Source organism: Mangrovivirga cuniculi (assembly GCF_005166025.1).
GTDB classification, from domain to species: Bacteria; Bacteroidota; Bacteroidia; order Cytophagales; family Cyclobacteriaceae; genus Mangrovivirga; species Mangrovivirga cuniculi.
This window is the reverse complement of record NZ_CP028923.1, coordinates 4134455-4151082: the sequence shown is the minus strand read 5'-3', so window position 1 is coordinate 4151082 and position 16628 is coordinate 4134455. Positions and strand designations below refer to the sequence as shown.

Here is a 16628-nt window from a genome sequence, read left to right as displayed (position 1 = left end):
AGTTTGTTTTTATATTTAATCAACTAATTATTGTATTATTCTAATCAATCATTGCTATTTTAAATATATTTAGCCGATTTAAATATGGTTAAAAGTTTATAATTACCTTATTTTCAGTAGCTTCTGATGTTTGTATTTTTTTAAAATTGTTATAAAGCAATAAAACAATTTACTTTTTACGGTGGTTATAAAAATAAAAAACTAACCACTATGAAACGTTTGAATAAGCATTTGTTTATGATGATTGCCTTCACAGGTTTATTCCTTGTTGGCTGTAATCAGGAAGTTGATAATGTAGCTCCTGCACAGGAGGATAACATTTATGAAGCACTTTCTTCTTTTGATGAAGAGATAAAGTATTTTGGATATCCGGAATTTGAGAATCCCGGAGAAAATGAGAGAAGAGGAAGAGGTAAAGGCATGTGGATGTCTAAACGTCCAACATTTAAAACCTTAACCGTAGCCCTTGCTAAAACTAAATTGATCTCAACTGTAGTTAGAGCCAATATTACAGTATTTGCTCCTACTGACGAGGCTTTTGCTAAACTGGGTCTTAATCCTACCAACATTGGTGATGTTCCAAATCTTAAGGATATTTTACTTTACCACGTGATTGGAGGAAAGGTCTATTCATCTGATCTGACTTATGGATGTTTTCCTACTTTAAGCGGAGAAGAGGTACGAGTTGACCTCACCGAAGGAGTTTTCATTAACGATGCCCAGGTGATAAAAGCGGATGTAAAAGCTTTTAATGGTGTATTTCATATAATTGATAATGTGATTTTCCCGCCTGATAAAAATATTGTCGAACTGGCAATGAGTAATCCTGACTTCTCAATTCTTGTTGATGCAGTAACCCGGGTTGGTTTAGATGGTGCTTTAAGTGGAGAGGATAATCTTACTGTATTTGCTCCGACTAATGCTGCCTTTTTAGACTTATTAGGAGAATTAGGATATGGTTCCCTGGATGAGATTGATGATGAAACCCTCACTGCTGTATTATTATATCATGTGGTAGGCGGAAAAATTTGTAGTAATGAACTTACTGATGAACAAATGGTGCCAACACTAAATGGGGATTCCTTTACTGTAGATTTAGATAATTTAACTTTAACAGATGTTAATGGTAGAGAATCAAATCTAGTTTTACCACAACTTAATTTACAGGCAACTAACGGTGTTGTTCATGTTATCGACAGGGTGATATTGCCAACTCTTTAATTAAAAAATGACTAGTCCTGAATAAACGTTACAGTTTTTACAAGGATAAATAATAATTAAGTAGCATCGCACAATTTTGCGGTGCTATTTTTTTATAGGTTCTTATTTTAATTTTTTCTTGTCCATGCATAAATTCTGGAGTCTTCATATAGCAGCTGTAATGAGGACGTTCTCTGTTATAAATATCAATAGATTGTTTGATCAATTTATTCATTAGAACTATATCATTTACCAGTATGCCCTTAATAAATTCTTGCTTTAAAATACCATTCACTCGTTCTGCAATAGCATTTTGGTAGGGATCATACTTTTCTGTCATACTACACAACAGATTACCTTTATCAAGTTCCTTTTGGTAATCATCACAACAGTATTGCAAACCTCGGTCTGAATGATGAATTAGTTCTCGATCATAATACTTTCTATTTTTAATCGCTTGTTTTAATGCCTTGATTGCCCCTTGCGCATGGAGGCTGTTAGATACATTAAACCCCATTATTTTCTTTGAATAAGCATCTGTCACCAGAGATAGATACATTGGATTTTGTCGGTTCCCTATATAGGTAATATCACTAACCCACAACTGCTCGGGCCTATTAAGGGTTAAGTTCTCAACCAAGTTGCGATGTTTTCTGAATCTATGATGGGAGTCGGTCGTGATGTGGTATTGCCGTTTTGGGAGTATTTGCATGTGATTAGCTTTCATAATGGCAAACAACCGGTCTCTACCAACCCCAAGTTCCCGAAGCTCATCATAAAGCTTTTCGTAGAGCTTTCTTGTGCCTAATTCAGACATTCTCATCCGTACTTGTTGAACCTTTTTCACTACTACAGAAGCTGTTTCTCTTCTTTTAGCCTCAGATTTCTTTGCTCGATAATAAACCTGCCTACTCTTCCCAAACAATCTACAGGTAGCTGTTAAGCTTTCTTTGTACTGTTCTTTGAATCGTTCGATTGTTCGGGTGAGTACTTTTTTCTAATAGGAATCTTTAGCTCTTCTTCTGCAATATCGATCATCATATCAAAGAAAATAGCCTTTTTATCAGTAAACTCTAGTTTCTTTTCCAATGAAGCTTTCTGTTTCTCCAAGAGCTTGACTTTTTGTTCAAGCTCCAATAATTTCTGTTCTGGGCTCTTTGACAAGTTTAAATGGGTTTTGTTGTACCAATCAAAGGTACCATATTTTCTTAACCAATTTGTAATGGTAGAGTGAGATTGTATTCCATACTTCCTGGATGCGGCTCTTATGCCAAGCTCTCCTCTTTCTATCTCTTCGACCACTGATAATTTAAAAGTGTAACTGTAGTCTTTTTGTGTTCGCTTAACGTACTGGTTCTCATCTTTTTGCTTCATAACATTACTTTTTGTGTAACGCTATTTCAGGACGAGACAAAAGTTTCCAAAGAAAAAGCCATTCAAATCTGAATGGCTTTTTTTCAATTTAATTTTCTTTGTTCTTCCTTCAGCTTCTCTAAAGCTTCGGGATCATCAGGATGTTCTCTAAGATTTTTAACGGCACTAACATAGTCCGGGTGATCTGAATATTTAATTTCCAGCCATTTTTCAGGTTGAATTAGTAATGTAGTCAATCCAAGAGCTCCCCAAATGAGAGCCCGCTTTAAGACCCGGGAGTAAAATTCAGATTTGGTCATAAAGTATTTTATTAAAGCAACAATTAAAATAATTGCCAGAATCACCAATCCAACTTTCAACATTATGTTAATGCCCTGGAAATAAAGTAGCCAGAATAGTATTCCTACTGTAATGATCGATAATGGTAATCCGGTTGCAATTGATCCGAGAATTCTGAGAGTAGATATATCATTATAAGAAGCACTTTTGAATACTTTTTTAAAGGGATATCATTTAAAATAATAAATGACATATACATATAAATAAAAGACAAAGACGATAATGATATTATCATAATTACGCTTGTGCCAGGCACCAAGAACAAATTAAGTATAATGACGATGACGGTGATTGCACTGATTGCAAATTCAATTTTTTTCATAAAGCTCCAAAAAATTTATAGTAGGTAAATCCAAATTTAGATACCATTTAAAGTTTATATGTAACCCCTTTAAAGGTTTTAACCTGTTCTATTTTTTCCGTGATTTGTAAACTCACTTTTTAATTATTAGTAAGTTCAATAATGCGATCAGCAATATCGTTGAGGTTTTCGTGTTTCTGGTTAGTTAATAAAATAATCATGATATCTTCCTTTTTATGGTTTCTAACCAGCACTTCATAATTACCAGTACTGCCATGATGCAGGTGTAAAGCAATATCACCATTTTCCCAGTCACATCTTCCAAGTGGAGCCTGGATATTATCTCCCTCAATGACTTCTTCAGATAATTTTTTTACTGATTCTTTTGATACAATTTCATAGTTATCCAATAATTTAAACCAATGGTACATTCCTGTAGTAGTAGAACAAAATGTAGGAAGTTCATATTTTATTTCATCAGGTTGTAAATTACTATTGACAGGTAAAGCCATCAACCGATTATCCTTGTATGGATATATACTTTTAATGACAATTCCTTCAATTTTGTGTGGCTTCAAAATGTTTTGTTCTACATATTCATTAAAGCTTTTATTGCTGACCTTTTCGATTATTCTGATCAGTAAGAAAGGATTGTAGTTTGAATAGAGGTAATCTGTCCCAGGAGTAAATGACAAATTTTCTATTGTTTTTATATGATTTAAAATAGCATGTAGGTTTGCAGAATTATTTTTAAAATGAGATTCCCAATCAACTTTTGGTAGTCCGCTGGAATATTGCAAGAGATGTGTAATTGTGACTTGAGAACTCCAGGAAGGTAAATCATCTAAAAAATTAGAAATTGGGTCTTTCAAAGATAAGATCCCATTTTCTTCTAGCTGCATGATTGCCACAGCAGGAAACTCTTTATATATAGAACCTATTCCAAAAAAATGATTTTGTGTTAATGGTGTTTGATTCTGGTCTACAACTCCAAGACTATTACTGTATATGATAGAATCATTTTTTAAGACTAATATGTTACCATTAAACTCACCTTCTTCATATTTGGATTTAATATAGGAATCAATGGTCTGCTGTTTATTGCAACCACATATCAAAATGAAAAGGAGGAAAGAGAATGATGGGAAAAAAGATGCTCTCATAATTTATGCTTCTGGATTTTTCAGTAAGCATAAATTATGAATTAGCATTATATATTATAGGATAAATTACGTCAGCGGTTATATTTTTTTGTCAGATTATTAATTCTTAGGCATCGCGTAAACATTTATTGTTTGCTTCCACTCTGCCATTTCTTCAGGAGTTTTTATCTCACTGGTTTTAGCGTTTTCGATAAAATCTTCGAAATAAAAAATATCGTAATCAAGCTTTTTAATAACTTCAAACAACTCTTTTTTAGCTTCATCGGAACTTTTGCCAAAGCTCTCAGCAACAAGATACGGTTTGTATTCTTTAATTAAAGGAGCTATTGATTTGATGATTTCTTTATCATAACCTTCTGTATCAATTTTTATGAAAGTCAATTTATCCAGAAGTTCACTGTGCTTTTCTTTGAGATATTTTGTTAAATCTATTCCTTTTATCTTTTCAGGATAAACAAATTTTCCGTGGCTGTTTTCTTTTGTGGGTGAAATACCTCCATTTGCAAATGATGCTTCCGAAGATGAATAATAATATTCTCCTTCATCAGATGATATAGCATTAAGCATCGGTACAATATTGGTTTTATCCTTATTTAATTCAGAATTCGCCTCCAAAATTTTGTAGACATAAGGGTTGGGGTCAAAACCAAAAACTACTCCTTCCTTACCTGCAGCTAATGCCATCGGAACAGTTGTGTCTCCTATATTAGTTCCAATGTCGATAGCTACGTCTCCTTTTCTAATAAACTTTTTAAAAAAATTAATTTCAGATTGAGTAAGTTCAATTTGTGGAACCAAAGGATTTTCCCAATTAGCAAATTTCACTGGTCCTTCTTCCGAAAGATTAAATTCATCGATCCTGTGTGGATATTCCTGAGTTACCCTTCTGGCTCTTTTTCTTTTGAAGCTTTCAATTAAATAATTAAACATTTATGTCAATAATAAGAGTTAATGTAAATTCAGGTTGTCAAGCTAAAACAAAATCTTTTTAAGACATAGAATTATTGAGGTTATTATTTCATTTTATGCAATAAATAGCTGTTTATAAGTTGTATACATAAAATTGTTGCTACATACTTTGAAATGCAAAGTACTTTTTATTATCTTTAATATATTAAAAGTTACCGACAGAAAATATATAGATATAAATTTTAGATTATGAAAAATTCCAGGTTGATATTCATCTTAAGTCTCGTTGCTGTATTATTATTAATACCATTTACGGCCATGCAGTTTACCACTGAAGTTAGCTGGTCGCTTTTTGATTTTATTGTTATGGGGATTTTACTAACCGGAACAGGATTGGTGATCGAGCTAATCCTACGAAAAGTAAAAGGTTTTAAGTACCGTTTGATACTTTGTTTAGCTATTCTGGGGCTATTTTTTCTAGTATGGGTTGAACTGGCAGTAGGAATTTTCGGGACTCCTATTGCGGGGACTTAAATATTCGACAAGGAAAAATCTTCTAATTACTTATTTAGATCAATAAGTTATTTCAAAATTCAATTGCTTATTGTTGTTTTGAGATTCTTTATCTTTTTCAGCACCTATACCCATGCCAACAGCTAAACCGATTGGCAAGCCAATACCTAAAAAAGCCATATTTCCGATCAAAAAGCTGAAAATCACTCCAAAAGGTAGTCCGAAAGCTGCCATTCCGATGGCCATCCAGGTATTTCTATAATGGTTTTTAGGAACGAGCTTCAATTCTGTTTCTAATATTTTTAGAATATTCGATTGTTTCTTTTTAATACTTCGGCGGATTTCTTTATGTGAACCGGAAATAGAATTCAAATCGTCAATTTCATTATTTATTTCTTCAATAACTTTATCCGGTAACTCACGGCCTTTTAGATCTTCAATCAATAATTCAAGCTGAGATTTGGCTTTCAAAAATTTTTTATCTTCTGTTTCACCAACTTGAAGATTCAAAGATTTAATTTTCATATTGATAAATATTAAATGGCTGTCTGGTTATTTATGTCTTAATTATTGCTCATAAATAATGAAAAGGCAATATTTTTTATATCAACGGTCTATTTTTGATTTTTATCGAAATGCCCGATGTTTTTTAGTTGCTCAGGGGTTTTGAATTCCAATGTTGTGGCCTTTCCTTAATTATTACTTAGGTACTTCGTATAGGATCGGTTCAGTAATGCCCTTTTTAAGCATCAATTCCTTGTTTACTTCAAAATGTAACTTAGTCATTTGATTTAAATAGGCTTCCAGAGGTTGGAGACCAACTTCAGATCTGCGTATATTAACATTTGCGCTATCTTCCAATGGCCTGGAAACTGCCTGTCCCTTGCTGTTGTACACCACCTGTGTGCCATACAGCAATTTTTTACCGGTATTTTTTCTAACTCTATCAGTTAAATAGGCGTAATTTCTTCCATCAGCATTATCCTTTTCAATTTCTTTCTTCATCATTTTCAAAACTCTTTTTTGAAAGTCGGGATCGAAATCACAATGTTGAACGATTAACCAGTAATTTGAGGAGCCTTCTTTACCGACAAGGTTAATTCCGGGGTATCCATATTGGTCTAAAATTTCCTCAGCTCTTTTTTTATTGGAAGTAAAAACACTGTCTTTGTAGTTATTAAATTCTTCAATGCTATATTCTTTGAATTTACCCTTTGGAACATTTGCAGCTGTTTGATCAATTTCTACTAGTCTTTCTAATTCGTCAGCCAGTTCCTAGTTAAACTGTGTTTCAACTGTTTTTGAAGTTTCTTTTTCCTGTTTATTACAACCTTGAAAGATTAAAACCAAGGCAATTAATGCGATTAATTTTTGATTCATTTATAAGGTGAATTAAAAAATATTCTGTGAATAGATCAGATTAAAATTTATGATGCAGGCTAAATTGAAGCTGATTTTTGTTCCAGTTGTTGGTCGACTGTCTCATAACTCCACACTGAACTTTAATTCCTTTTTTAATCACGTATCCAAGAGCTGAATAAAAACGGTTTCTGTCAAAAATCTCTACGGTATTACCATCACCGATATCTCGCTGACCATTGATAAAAATTTCATTGTATAAAGCCAGATACAGTCCACCCGGATCGATCGTTTTTTGATTTAAAGGAATATTTATAAACAGGTTGTATCGATAACGGGTTCTGAAATCCTGATCCTCTACAAATCTTTGCTCATATCTGAAGCGGTGGTTAGTATAAACTCTCTCACCAAAAACTACAGGATATAATATTTCCTGGTAAATTCTGCTTTCATTGACGGTTTCAGTCAATTCTTTCCCGTATTGGCCTGTAGTGATATTACCGTATCCGAGAGTGAATTTTACGTTGGTCTTTTTTGGTTTATATGTCACTCCACCGCGAAGAAGTAGTTGTTCAAGATCTCCCCCAGGTTCCAGTTTCTGTATTGGATATCACCCTGAAATCCCCACGGTCCATCTTTGAAAGTCGTGTTGAAAAAATACATATACCAGGCTCCCAGCTTATCATCTTCGATTTGCGCGTTAACTACTCCTGGAAGAATAAAAAGGGTAATAAATATGATTAATGAATTTATCTTATTCATAAAAAGTGTCAGGTTTTAAATGTCTGTTTTAATAGCAATCAAAAAATGCGGTCCAAATTTAAGAATTAAAGGGTAAACTGAGGCTGATAGAGTTTTTTATTTACCAAGTTTTAAAATTCTTATCGCTCCACGTATAACTACTATAAAGACGATGGTACCGATAATCAGGTCAGGTTTATTGGAATCTAACCAGTGAACTAATAAACCGGCAAGAATCACACCTGTGTTAATAATTACATCATTAGAGGTAAAGATCATATTGTAACTAAAAGATTTTAGCCTATGTTACAATTACCAGGATTTTTGGTAAATGGGTATAAAAAAAGGTCCTGGTTAATCCCAGGACCATCAATAATTAGATTCTTTAAAAGAAAGGAAATTTGATATAGAAATGATAGAATTAATTAATAAAGCTTTCGAGTATATTTTTAATATCTTCATTAGTTGCTGATTTATCTAATGCGAAAATATATTCAAAAAGCCTTTTCCCTTCTACCTTATTTTTTAATTCCACATCTTGTTTCATTGCGAAAATTTCGTCCCAATTACTGCGAATTAATTTCCAGGTATTCTGATTGTTCTTCCACCAGTCTTTAGCTTTTTTGCATTTTTCATCGTCGACTCTGGTATAAAAATTATATCCTTTTTCCTGTGCCAGAACGAAATCCTTTTCATCGGTTCTAATTACTTTATCATTATCCTGTTCGTGAATCCAACCTGTTTCCGTAATCTGATGCCTGTTGGTTCTTACGGTTAAGTTATAATCATCTCGCTTGGTGTATTCTCTCCTTGGTAATGGTGCGTCTGTGGTATTTTCCCAATAACTTTTACCGTCAACGTGGACCCAGGTAGCTGAACCTTCGTATCGAGGACTGTCGTCTACCTGATATACTTTTTGAGTCCATTGCCCTTTGACTTCATCGTCTGCTTTTTTTACATATTTCCATTTATTTGAAGCCTGATACATATACAAATCAGGATTTTCATACAACCAGTCCTGACGCCAGTGTTTAATTACCTTTTGAGATTCGGGACTACCAACGACTAATAAATGTTGTAATACTAGTTTATTATCAGAATCTTCTACCAGCTGAACCCACTCGATTGCACCAGAATGCTTGACCTCAGAGCCTTTATATGTTGAATCTTCTGAATAATTAAATGTCTCGGCAAAATTGAAGCTGACCTCGTAGCAGCCGCACATGTTTTTAATGGCTTCCAGGTCTTTTTGCTTTTTGCTCTGAGCCAAAATACTAAGTGAAAAAGCGCCTAATAATAAGAATAAAGTTAGTTTTTTCATCTGTGTAGATTTTTTTAAAAATTCTTTATTTTAATTTAGATTAAATATAAATAGTACATATATTTGACACAAATATATTGTTATTTAGAATGATTACAAATAATAGAGCGTTAATTTTTATATGGTTTTTTTCTATTCAGACAGCTTTTTCTCAGTCTGCAGATCAGGGTGTAATTGATTCTATTTCTATAAAGGAGTTGCCCGAAATTGTGATTACTGCCACTCGAACAGAAAGGCAATTGACATCTTTACCTATGCCGGTTGACATTGTAACAAAAGAGGAAATTTCTAAGATTAACTCTGTAAGGTTATCCGATATTTTAAATGAGCAAACCGGGCTGATAACAATCCCTGATTTTGGCAATGGGGAAGGAATTCAATTACAAGGGTTAGACAGTCAGTATACCCTGATTTTAATTGATGGGGTTCCATTAATTGGAAGAAGGGCAGGGACGCTGGATTTAAGCAGGATAAGTGTCGGAAATATTAAACAAATTGAAATTATAAAAGGAGCTTCATCTAGTTTATATGGTAATGAGGCTTTAGGCGGAGTAATTAATATCATCACTGAACGTCCGCAAGAAGGTTTTAATGGGGATGTTAACTATAGGTATTCAACATTTAATAGTCATGATTTAAGTACCAATTTAAATTTTAAAAAAGAGAAAATTGGACTAAGTACATTTTTTAACCGATTCAGCAGCAATGGATATGACCTTCAGGAGGGGGACCTGGTAAATACGGTAGAAGAGTTTTATAATTATACCCTTTCTAACAAGCTAACCTATGATTTTAATAAACGTACCAAATTTTTATTATCAGGCAGGCTTTACTATCAAAACCAGGATAATGTTGCTTCAGATAGTTTAAGAGGCGAAAGTCAGACCAGGGATTGGAATACCTTATTGAAGGTAGATCATATATTTAATAATAAGCTTGACGCATATTTGGAATTATATGCAACTAACTATCAGTCTGAAGAATATTTAAATCAAGCTAGCGGAGAAAGGTTTACTCACAGCGAGTTTGATCAGTTGTTTTTAAGACCCGAAATTCGGTTAAACTACCAGGTAAATAAAAATAATTCATTTTATGGCGGTGCAGGGCTTACCCATGAGCGACTGGAACGGGATGATTTTTTTGGAACGCCCCAATTCAGTTCACCCTATTTTTATATACAGTATGACGGGACCATAAATAGAAACTTAAACCTGATATTAGGTGCCAGGTTTGATAGCCACAGTGTTTACAAGTCCCAGTTTAGTCCCAAAGGGGCGATTCGTTATTCTTTAAACCATAAATTTGCAGTTAAGGCCTCTGTTGGTTACGGATTCAAAACCCCGGATTTCAGGCAACTATATTTCGATTTTTCTAATGCGACCATCGGTTATACGGTTTTGGGCTATAATGCAGTAACTACCCGCATTCCCCAGCTTGAATCGGAAGGCCAGCTGGTAAGTATCGAAGTACCATTGTCTGATTTTGAAAACGATTTAAAGCCTGAGAGCTCTATAGGTTATAATTTAGGCTTCGAGTTTAACCCGGTTTCAAATATAGATTTGAGTCTGAATCTTTTCAGGAATGATATAAATAATCTGATTGATACGAGGGTCGTAGCCAGAAAAACTAATGGACAAAATGTCTTTAGCTATTACAATATCAACCGTGTTACTACCCAGGGAGTTGAGTTTAATTTTTCATACAATTATAGTGAAGATCTTAAATTAACGGGAGGATATCAGCTCTTATATGCTGTTGACAGGAATGCTCTCGATGTGTTTGATGAAGGGTTGGTTTTTGCAAGGACATCGCCCGATTCTCCTACTTTTCGATTAGAGGTTTCCGATTATTTTGGATTATTAAATCGCTCCAGGCACATGTTCAATTTTAAGGTGTTTTACACAATACCTGAGTGGAAAGTGGATGTGAACCTGAGAACTACCTACCGAAGTAAATATGGTATTGTGGATTCTAATGGCAATTCCTACCTGGATCGTTACGATGATTTTGTCAATGGTTATTCCATAATAGATATTGCCATCAATAAAAAAATCAAGAAGCGATATAAAATTGGATTAGGAGCAGACAATATTTTCAATTTTACAGATCCTCAAAATATCACCAATGTCCCCGGAAGAATTTTGTATTCAACAATTAATGTTAACTTTTAAATATATAAAAATGATAAACTTTAGATTATTTTCATTTGCTGTAGTAGTTCAATTACTAATTTTTTCATGTACAGACGATCAGGCACCTGAAACTGAGGCTGTGCAATCTGAAACCATTGCAAATCTGCATGCTCCTCAGACTTCAGATTACACTACTAATCCTCCAACTATTTCAGGCGATTTTGTGAAGTTTGATTTTTCATCTGGAGCTGTTACCACCCACCAAACTGATTGGGATATTGCTTTTAGAGGAACAACTATTCTGGTTAATGGAGGGTCATCAACTGGTTTGTCTTCAGAGCCAGAGAGAATTGGAAATGCTGCTGCATACATAATGGAAGGAACCTTCAGTGAGGTTAATAATATTGATGAATTAAAGTTTTCGCAGGATGGAGAAAACGGACTCGCTATTCCTACTGGGTCGGGTAACGGTTGGTATAATTATAATCCGGCTAATAATATTGTATCTGCGATACCAGGAAGAGTACTGGTATTCAGGACTGCAGACAACAATTATGCAAAAGTAGAGATTTTGAGTTATTACAAGGATAGTGATACTTCTAGTGACAGTCAGCATTATACATTTAATTATACTTATCAACCGGACTCAGAAAAAGAATCATTTTGATTGAATAGGTTTTAGTTTACCTGCCTTTATGATCGCTCCATTCAGATGGAGCGATATTTTTTTGATTACAAGGAAGGATCCACCTCATTTGACCATCTATAAAGCAACTATAAAAACTTATCACACAATTTTCGATCAGACCTCCATTTCGACCATTTCTGCCCGTGCACCAAATCGAATTGGTAAAATGCTTGTGCCAATTCCTTTTGAGATATACATTTTGAGATCAGAATTTTTATACCATCCTTTTAAATATTTTCCACTACCCCTTGGTTTGAACGGTACCATTCCTAATAAAGTAATTTGTCCTCCATGGGTATGACCGGAGAGAACCAGATCAATCTTTAAATCACCTTTTTGTTTTGTGATTATGTCCCGGTGCACCGGACAATGCGATAAAACTATCGTTGTATCTGTCTTTTTAAGATTCTCAACTGCTTTCGGAAAGTCAGCCTCACCACCTACCAGATCATCTATTCCGATTATCGATATTTCACGATCCTTTATTTTAACTGACCTGTTTTCATTGATCAATAATTCACAATTGTTGTTAGAATAAACAGCCTTTAGTTTATCCAGGTTAACATTGCCCCAGTATTCCCAGTTTCCGGTTATTGCATATTTTCGGATTGACGTATCAATTAATTCCAGGAATTTATTTAGAGACTCGATCTTATCAGTTGAATCAACAGAGTCTCCTGTAATAAAAATTATATCTGGTTTTTTTGAGTTGATCTTTTCAGCAATGGATTCATGAAAGGACTTTAACTCATTAATATGCAAATCTGAAATTTGAATGAATTTGATTTTATTTTTTGCTGATTTGGATATGTCAAAGTAGTTCCAATCGATTATATATTTTTCAAACCATAATGAATCTAAAAAAGTCAAGCCGATAGCAGCAAATATTCCTCCTTTTATAAATTTCCTTCTGCTTGACTTGTTCATTTACTCTGATTTGTAAATATAATGGTATACCAGGTTTATGCTTAATTGCAATTAAAAAATTGCAAAAATCCATCCTGGTTGAAATCCGAAAATAGCTTATTAAAATCAAATAACCTATGATTGAAATGTAGCGTAGGCTGAGTTCAATTTAAATCTGGTTTATCAAGCCTTCGTTCCTCCCTTATTTCTCCAATGTGATAATAAGCGACTATTTTTTCGATTAAGTTGTTTTTCACATAATACCACTCACTCACATCTAAAGAAAAATCCTTTCCCTGTCTGGCAGTATATCGGACACAGGCTTTATCTTTTTCATAAATAACATCGTGGATTACGAAGGTTTGCCCGAGGAACTTATCTTCATTTTCTTTAACCAGATTCAGGTAAGCTTTTTTACCATCAATCGTTCCAAATGGACTGGAGTGCTTAAAGTTTTCTGTAATGGGCAGATTTTGATAATCACCTTTTTCCCATTTGGTAAACCATGTTTCTACTAATTCTTTCATAACTATTAATTATTTTTTCCTTATCAAAGTACGATTATGGTTATAAAATCTAAAAGCAACTGATTATTTATTGCTTGATAAGAGCTACTTAATTTTTATATAAATTGAACACATGACTATCCAGAAAAGAATTGATGCTTCAATAATTCTTTGCAGTAGTCCAATATGGTTTGATGCCGGGTCTGACATTAAAATCAGCACAAAAAGTATTGAAAATAACCCTGCCCCAATGCTCAGATACGACAAAAATAAAGTTCTTCGATCATTTCGCAGTCCAAAGCCAATTAAAAGCAAACTTATTGGAACGAAGATATAGGTAAATGCTCCAGTTGCATTATGAATTATCTGTGAAATGGAGGGATCTATCATTTCTTTGTTACACCCTTCATCACAGGGGAAGATGCTGGTAATAATTGTAGCAATGCCATAAAATATTCCTATTCCCCAGAATCCAATTCGAGCTAAACCTGACTTTTTGAAATAGGCGGGCGCTGAAAAAGCAAAGATAGTCAGAAAAAATCCACTCGGTATATATCCAAAATATCGTAGATACTTACCATAAGGAGTACCATATGCATACGACTCACTTATATATTGGGAAATGTGGCTGTAATCTTCAATTGAGAATCCCCCGATAAAAGCTGAAAATATAAAAAACGCTGCTCCTAAGATACCTGATGCAAATACTAAGTTTTTATTCATGTTAACCGAAAAAATAAGTTTTATACCTGTTTTGACGAAAGTGCTTTAGATGAATTAATATTTTTTTTGATTTCTAAATCTATTATATAGTTTATGTGCCTCATAACTTAAATCTATTAACCAATTTTTATGAAACCAATTTTTATTACAATTCAGCTATTGCTTATTTCTTTTTCACTATCAGCTCAAATAGGGCGAACCTATCCGGATGGTCATGGAGGAAGGGTATTTTTTCCTTTTGGTGATATCTCTTTTGCTGATGAAGTAGTTGAGTTCCAGGTAGGCGATCCGGGACCGATTGAAGGATATGGCATACCTGAGCCCATCTTGGGGATTCCGGATTACACAGGGGATTTTGAGAAAAAATATACAACCCTTGGATATGGGGGTTCGCTTACCATAAAGTTTACTGATAATATTCTCTATGATATTCCGGGGCCTGATTTATACATCTTCGAAATAGGTCCTGATGTAGAACCTGTCGAAGTTCATATCTCTAAAAACGGAAATGATTGGATCAATGTGGGAAAAACCGGTGGAGGATTGTCTGAAGTTGATATTTCGGAGTATGTTAATGAATCGGATATTTTCAGATATGTCAAGATCGTCGATGTTAAAGATGGCAAAAGTGGCCGCTGGCCGGGTGCAGATGTCGATGCTATAGGTGCGATCGGATCAAGTATAAATTTTCAATTGAGCAGCTCAGTTTTATTTGATTTTGGAAAGGCTACCCTTGGAGAAGATAAGACAGAATTAAAGTCTATAGGTGAAAAAGTATCTGAAATAAATGGATTGACTGTTATAGAAGGATATACAGATAATGTAGGAAGCCAGGAAAGTAATATCGACCTGTCTAAAAGACGAGCAGAAGAAATAAGAAGCTATCTGATCAATAATCATAATATCGATGAGGGAAAAATAAAGGTATATGCTTTTGGTGAGAAAAATCCGGTCGCTGATAATACTACTGAAGAAGGCAGAAGCAAAAACCGCCGGGTAGAGATTATCGTATTCCCAAATGAAAATGAAGAGAGAAAAGGCGTTGTTGGTACCTGGGATGCCGGTAAATGGGGGGATCTTCATATTTATCGCTATGGTGATAAAATTGCAGGATGGTATGAAAGCGATGGAGGAGAAATCGTTGGAGAGCTAACCGACCCTTACACTATAGAGGGTAAGTGGGTTGAAAATGGATCCCGAAAAGAATGTGACTCATATGTTTACGATCGTAATCACTGGGGTAGTTTAAAGCTTAAGTTCAGTAAGGACTATTCTACATTCACCATGTTCTGGGGATATTGTGATAGTCCTGCCGATGAAAAAGGACTTGAAGGGGTTAAGAAATAAGAATTAAAGAGTCGGAAAAGAGGTAGCTGGTAGATTCTTCTGGCTACCTTTTTTTTTGAATTAAAATGTTTTAAGAAAAGACTTTTATAAAGTCTATCAGGTTATTTGTCATTTAAAAAATCAAATACTACATCCAGGCTTTTTTCAGGTATTTCTTCCATGGGAATATGACCTGCATTTGGTAAAATAACCAATGTATCATTAGGAAGTGCCTCATGAAATTGATAGGCAATTTCAACGGGAATTAAATCGTCTTGCTCTCCCCAAAGAATCAGCGTTTCTGTTTTGATGGTATTCAATTTTTTGTAGGCTTTAAGATTATTCGACGTTGAGAAGCGATCAACAAAGGCCTGTCTGTTTCCTTTCCTTAAGGTAAGTTCGAAATATCGGTCAACCACTTCTTCGGTTACTTTAGAATCATCAGCATAAACATTTTCGACACTCGATTCGACAACAAATCGGGGTGTGATATAGGTAAAAGCATTTTTCACCACTGGTACTTTAGCCATTTTAAACGCTATCGGACTACTTTTTGATTTGAAAGGATAACCAGAAGCATCGATGAGGATTAGTTTGTTTACCTTTTCAGGATGCTTAAGGGTAAACCTCCAGGCGATGTGTCCTCCAAGTGAATTTCCACCCATTACGCATTGATCTATACTTAGCGAATCGAGGAAAGTATTGAGGAAGTTTACGTAGTGATGGATTGAATAATCCCGGTTTTCAAAAGGACCGGTAAGACCGTAGCCCGGAAGATCCATTCTTATAACACGGTGGTTTGTCTTTAATTCTTTTGTCCAGTCATTAAAAGTGTGAAGACTCGCGCCGGTGCCGTGAATTAGAATAATGGGTAGCGAATCACCGGGATTTCCTACGTCGCGATAGTGGACATTGGCACCATCAATAGACATAAATTCAGATTCTTCGTTTGCGTATTCCGCTTTTAGTTCGTCCAGAGGAATGCTGGAATGACCGAAAATTAAGGCAACAAAAGCACTGATAAGAATAATGCTTATAAATACGATTTTGAGAATTTTGATCAGGGTTTTCATTGATACGTTATTGTATTTTGGTTTGTTGAATGGTTCGCAGAACTAATATGTTTG

At 34.5% G+C, this 16628-nt stretch carries 19 protein-coding genes and 1 pseudogene; 5 read left to right on the top strand and 15 right to left on the bottom strand.

The features are described from left to right. Nucleotides 1–210 precede the first annotated feature (210 nt). Complete coding sequence (locus DCC35_RS18215) at nucleotides 211–1221, top strand: fasciclin domain-containing protein (RefSeq protein WP_137092147.1); 1011 nt, start codon at nucleotides 211–213, stop codon at nucleotides 1219–1221. 37 nt (nucleotides 1222–1258) lie between these two features. Here the strand turns inward: DCC35_RS18215 and DCC35_RS18210 are convergent, their stop codons facing one another. The 5 genes from DCC35_RS18210 to DCC35_RS18195 all read right to left on the bottom strand — a co-directional run bounded on the left by DCC35_RS18210 (nucleotide 1259) and on the right by DCC35_RS18195 (nucleotide 5307). Continuing rightward, on the bottom strand, nucleotides 1259–2125 hold the full coding sequence (locus tag DCC35_RS18210) for an IS3 family transposase (RefSeq protein ID WP_246070082.1): 867 nt from the start codon (nucleotides 2123–2125) through the stop codon (nucleotides 1259–1261). A gap of 14 nt (nucleotides 2126–2139) precedes the next feature. Continuing rightward, entirely contained in the window at nucleotides 2140–2574 is a 435-nt protein-coding gene (locus DCC35_RS21065) for a helix-turn-helix domain-containing protein (protein ID WP_217495885.1), read from the bottom strand. Between the two features lie 83 nt (nucleotides 2575–2657). Further along, entirely contained in the window at nucleotides 2658–2936 is a 279-nt protein-coding gene (locus DCC35_RS18205) for a hypothetical protein (protein WP_137092146.1), read from the bottom strand. A 418-nt stretch (nucleotides 2937–3354) separates the two neighbouring features. Further along, the gene (locus DCC35_RS18200) at nucleotides 3355–4377 is read right to left on the bottom strand and encodes a serine hydrolase domain-containing protein (protein ID WP_137092145.1); all 1023 of its coding nucleotides are present in this window, start codon (nucleotides 4375–4377) and stop codon (nucleotides 3355–3357) included. A gap of 99 nt (nucleotides 4378–4476) precedes the next feature. Then, nucleotides 4477–5307 carry an FkbM family methyltransferase gene (locus DCC35_RS18195; protein ID WP_137092144.1) on the bottom strand — a complete coding sequence of 277 codons (831 nt, stop codon included), beginning with the start codon at nucleotides 5305–5307 and terminating at the stop codon, nucleotides 4477–4479. A gap of 228 nt (nucleotides 5308–5535) precedes the next feature. Between DCC35_RS18195 and DCC35_RS18190 the strand changes: the two genes are divergently transcribed. Continuing rightward, complete coding sequence (locus tag DCC35_RS18190; RefSeq protein WP_137092143.1) at nucleotides 5536–5820, top strand: hypothetical protein; 285 nt, start codon at nucleotides 5536–5538, stop codon at nucleotides 5818–5820. 39 nt (nucleotides 5821–5859) lie between these two features. On the opposite strand, the gene DCC35_RS18185 is transcribed toward DCC35_RS18190, so the two are convergent. From DCC35_RS18185 to DCC35_RS18165, 6 genes and pseudogenes are all read right to left on the bottom strand, one after another. Beyond that, nucleotides 5860–6324: a hypothetical protein gene (locus DCC35_RS18185; protein ID WP_217495884.1), complete on the bottom strand. Its 465-nt coding sequence runs from the start codon at nucleotides 6322–6324 to the stop codon at nucleotides 5860–5862. Nucleotides 6325–6498: 174 nt separating this feature from the next. After that, entirely contained in the window at nucleotides 6499–6990 is a 492-nt protein-coding gene (locus DCC35_RS18180) for a DUF6624 domain-containing protein (protein ID WP_394347745.1), read from the bottom strand. A 229-nt stretch (nucleotides 6991–7219) separates the two neighbouring features. Further along, the gene (locus tag DCC35_RS18175) at nucleotides 7220–7708 is read right to left on the bottom strand and encodes a DUF2490 domain-containing protein (RefSeq protein ID WP_246070080.1); all 489 of its coding nucleotides are present in this window, start codon (nucleotides 7706–7708) and stop codon (nucleotides 7220–7222) included. Beyond that, entirely contained in the window at nucleotides 7705–7920 is a 216-nt protein-coding gene (locus tag DCC35_RS21370) for a hypothetical protein (RefSeq protein ID WP_246070078.1), read from the bottom strand. Before DCC35_RS21370 ends, DCC35_RS18175 begins: the two co-directional genes overlap by 4 nt. Nucleotides 7921–8016: 96 nt before the next feature. After that, nucleotides 8017–8181 (bottom strand): annotated as a pseudogene (locus DCC35_RS18170) (cation transporter); the annotation flags it as partial. Nucleotides 8182–8320: 139 nt separating this feature from the next. Beyond that, on the bottom strand, nucleotides 8321–9220 hold the full coding sequence (locus tag DCC35_RS18165; RefSeq protein WP_137092141.1) for a DUF6607 family protein: 900 nt from the start codon (nucleotides 9218–9220) through the stop codon (nucleotides 8321–8323). Between the two features lie 89 nt (nucleotides 9221–9309). Between DCC35_RS18165 and DCC35_RS18160 the strand changes: the two genes are divergently transcribed. Together DCC35_RS18160 and DCC35_RS18155 are read left to right on the top strand one after the other, a co-directional pair. Beyond that, nucleotides 9310–11391 (top strand): TonB-dependent receptor plug domain-containing protein, encoded by a 2082-nt coding sequence (locus DCC35_RS18160; protein WP_137092140.1) that lies wholly within the window; start codon nucleotides 9310–9312, stop codon nucleotides 11389–11391. Between the two features lie 10 nt (nucleotides 11392–11401). Further along, nucleotides 11402–12019 (top strand): HmuY family protein, encoded by a 618-nt coding sequence (locus DCC35_RS18155; protein ID WP_137092139.1) that lies wholly within the window; start codon nucleotides 11402–11404, stop codon nucleotides 12017–12019. A gap of 135 nt (nucleotides 12020–12154) precedes the next feature. On the opposite strand, the gene DCC35_RS18150 is transcribed toward DCC35_RS18155, so the two are convergent. The 3 genes from DCC35_RS18150 to DCC35_RS18140 form a co-directional block, all read right to left on the bottom strand. Beyond that, the gene (locus tag DCC35_RS18150) at nucleotides 12155–12967 is read right to left on the bottom strand and encodes a metallophosphoesterase (protein ID WP_137092138.1); all 813 of its coding nucleotides are present in this window, start codon (nucleotides 12965–12967) and stop codon (nucleotides 12155–12157) included. 143 nt (nucleotides 12968–13110) lie between these two features. Beyond that, a complete protein-coding gene (locus tag DCC35_RS18145; protein ID WP_137092137.1) occupies nucleotides 13111–13473 on the bottom strand; it encodes a nuclear transport factor 2 family protein in 363 nt (120 codons plus the stop codon). 84 nt (nucleotides 13474–13557) lie between these two features. After that, a complete protein-coding gene (locus tag DCC35_RS18140; protein WP_137092136.1) occupies nucleotides 13558–14175 on the bottom strand; it encodes a DUF998 domain-containing protein in 618 nt (205 codons plus the stop codon). A 129-nt stretch (nucleotides 14176–14304) separates the two neighbouring features. Here DCC35_RS18140 and DCC35_RS18135 point away from each other — a divergent pair, with 129 nt between their 5' ends. Beyond that, entirely contained in the window at nucleotides 14305–15522 is a 1218-nt protein-coding gene (locus tag DCC35_RS18135; protein WP_137092135.1) for an OmpA family protein, read from the top strand. 101 nt (nucleotides 15523–15623) lie between these two features. On the opposite strand, the gene DCC35_RS18130 is transcribed toward DCC35_RS18135, so the two are convergent. Next, nucleotides 15624–16574, bottom strand: a complete 951-nt coding sequence (locus tag DCC35_RS18130; protein WP_137092134.1) for an alpha/beta fold hydrolase — start codon at nucleotides 16572–16574, stop codon at nucleotides 15624–15626. Nucleotides 16575–16628: the final 54 nt, after the last annotated feature.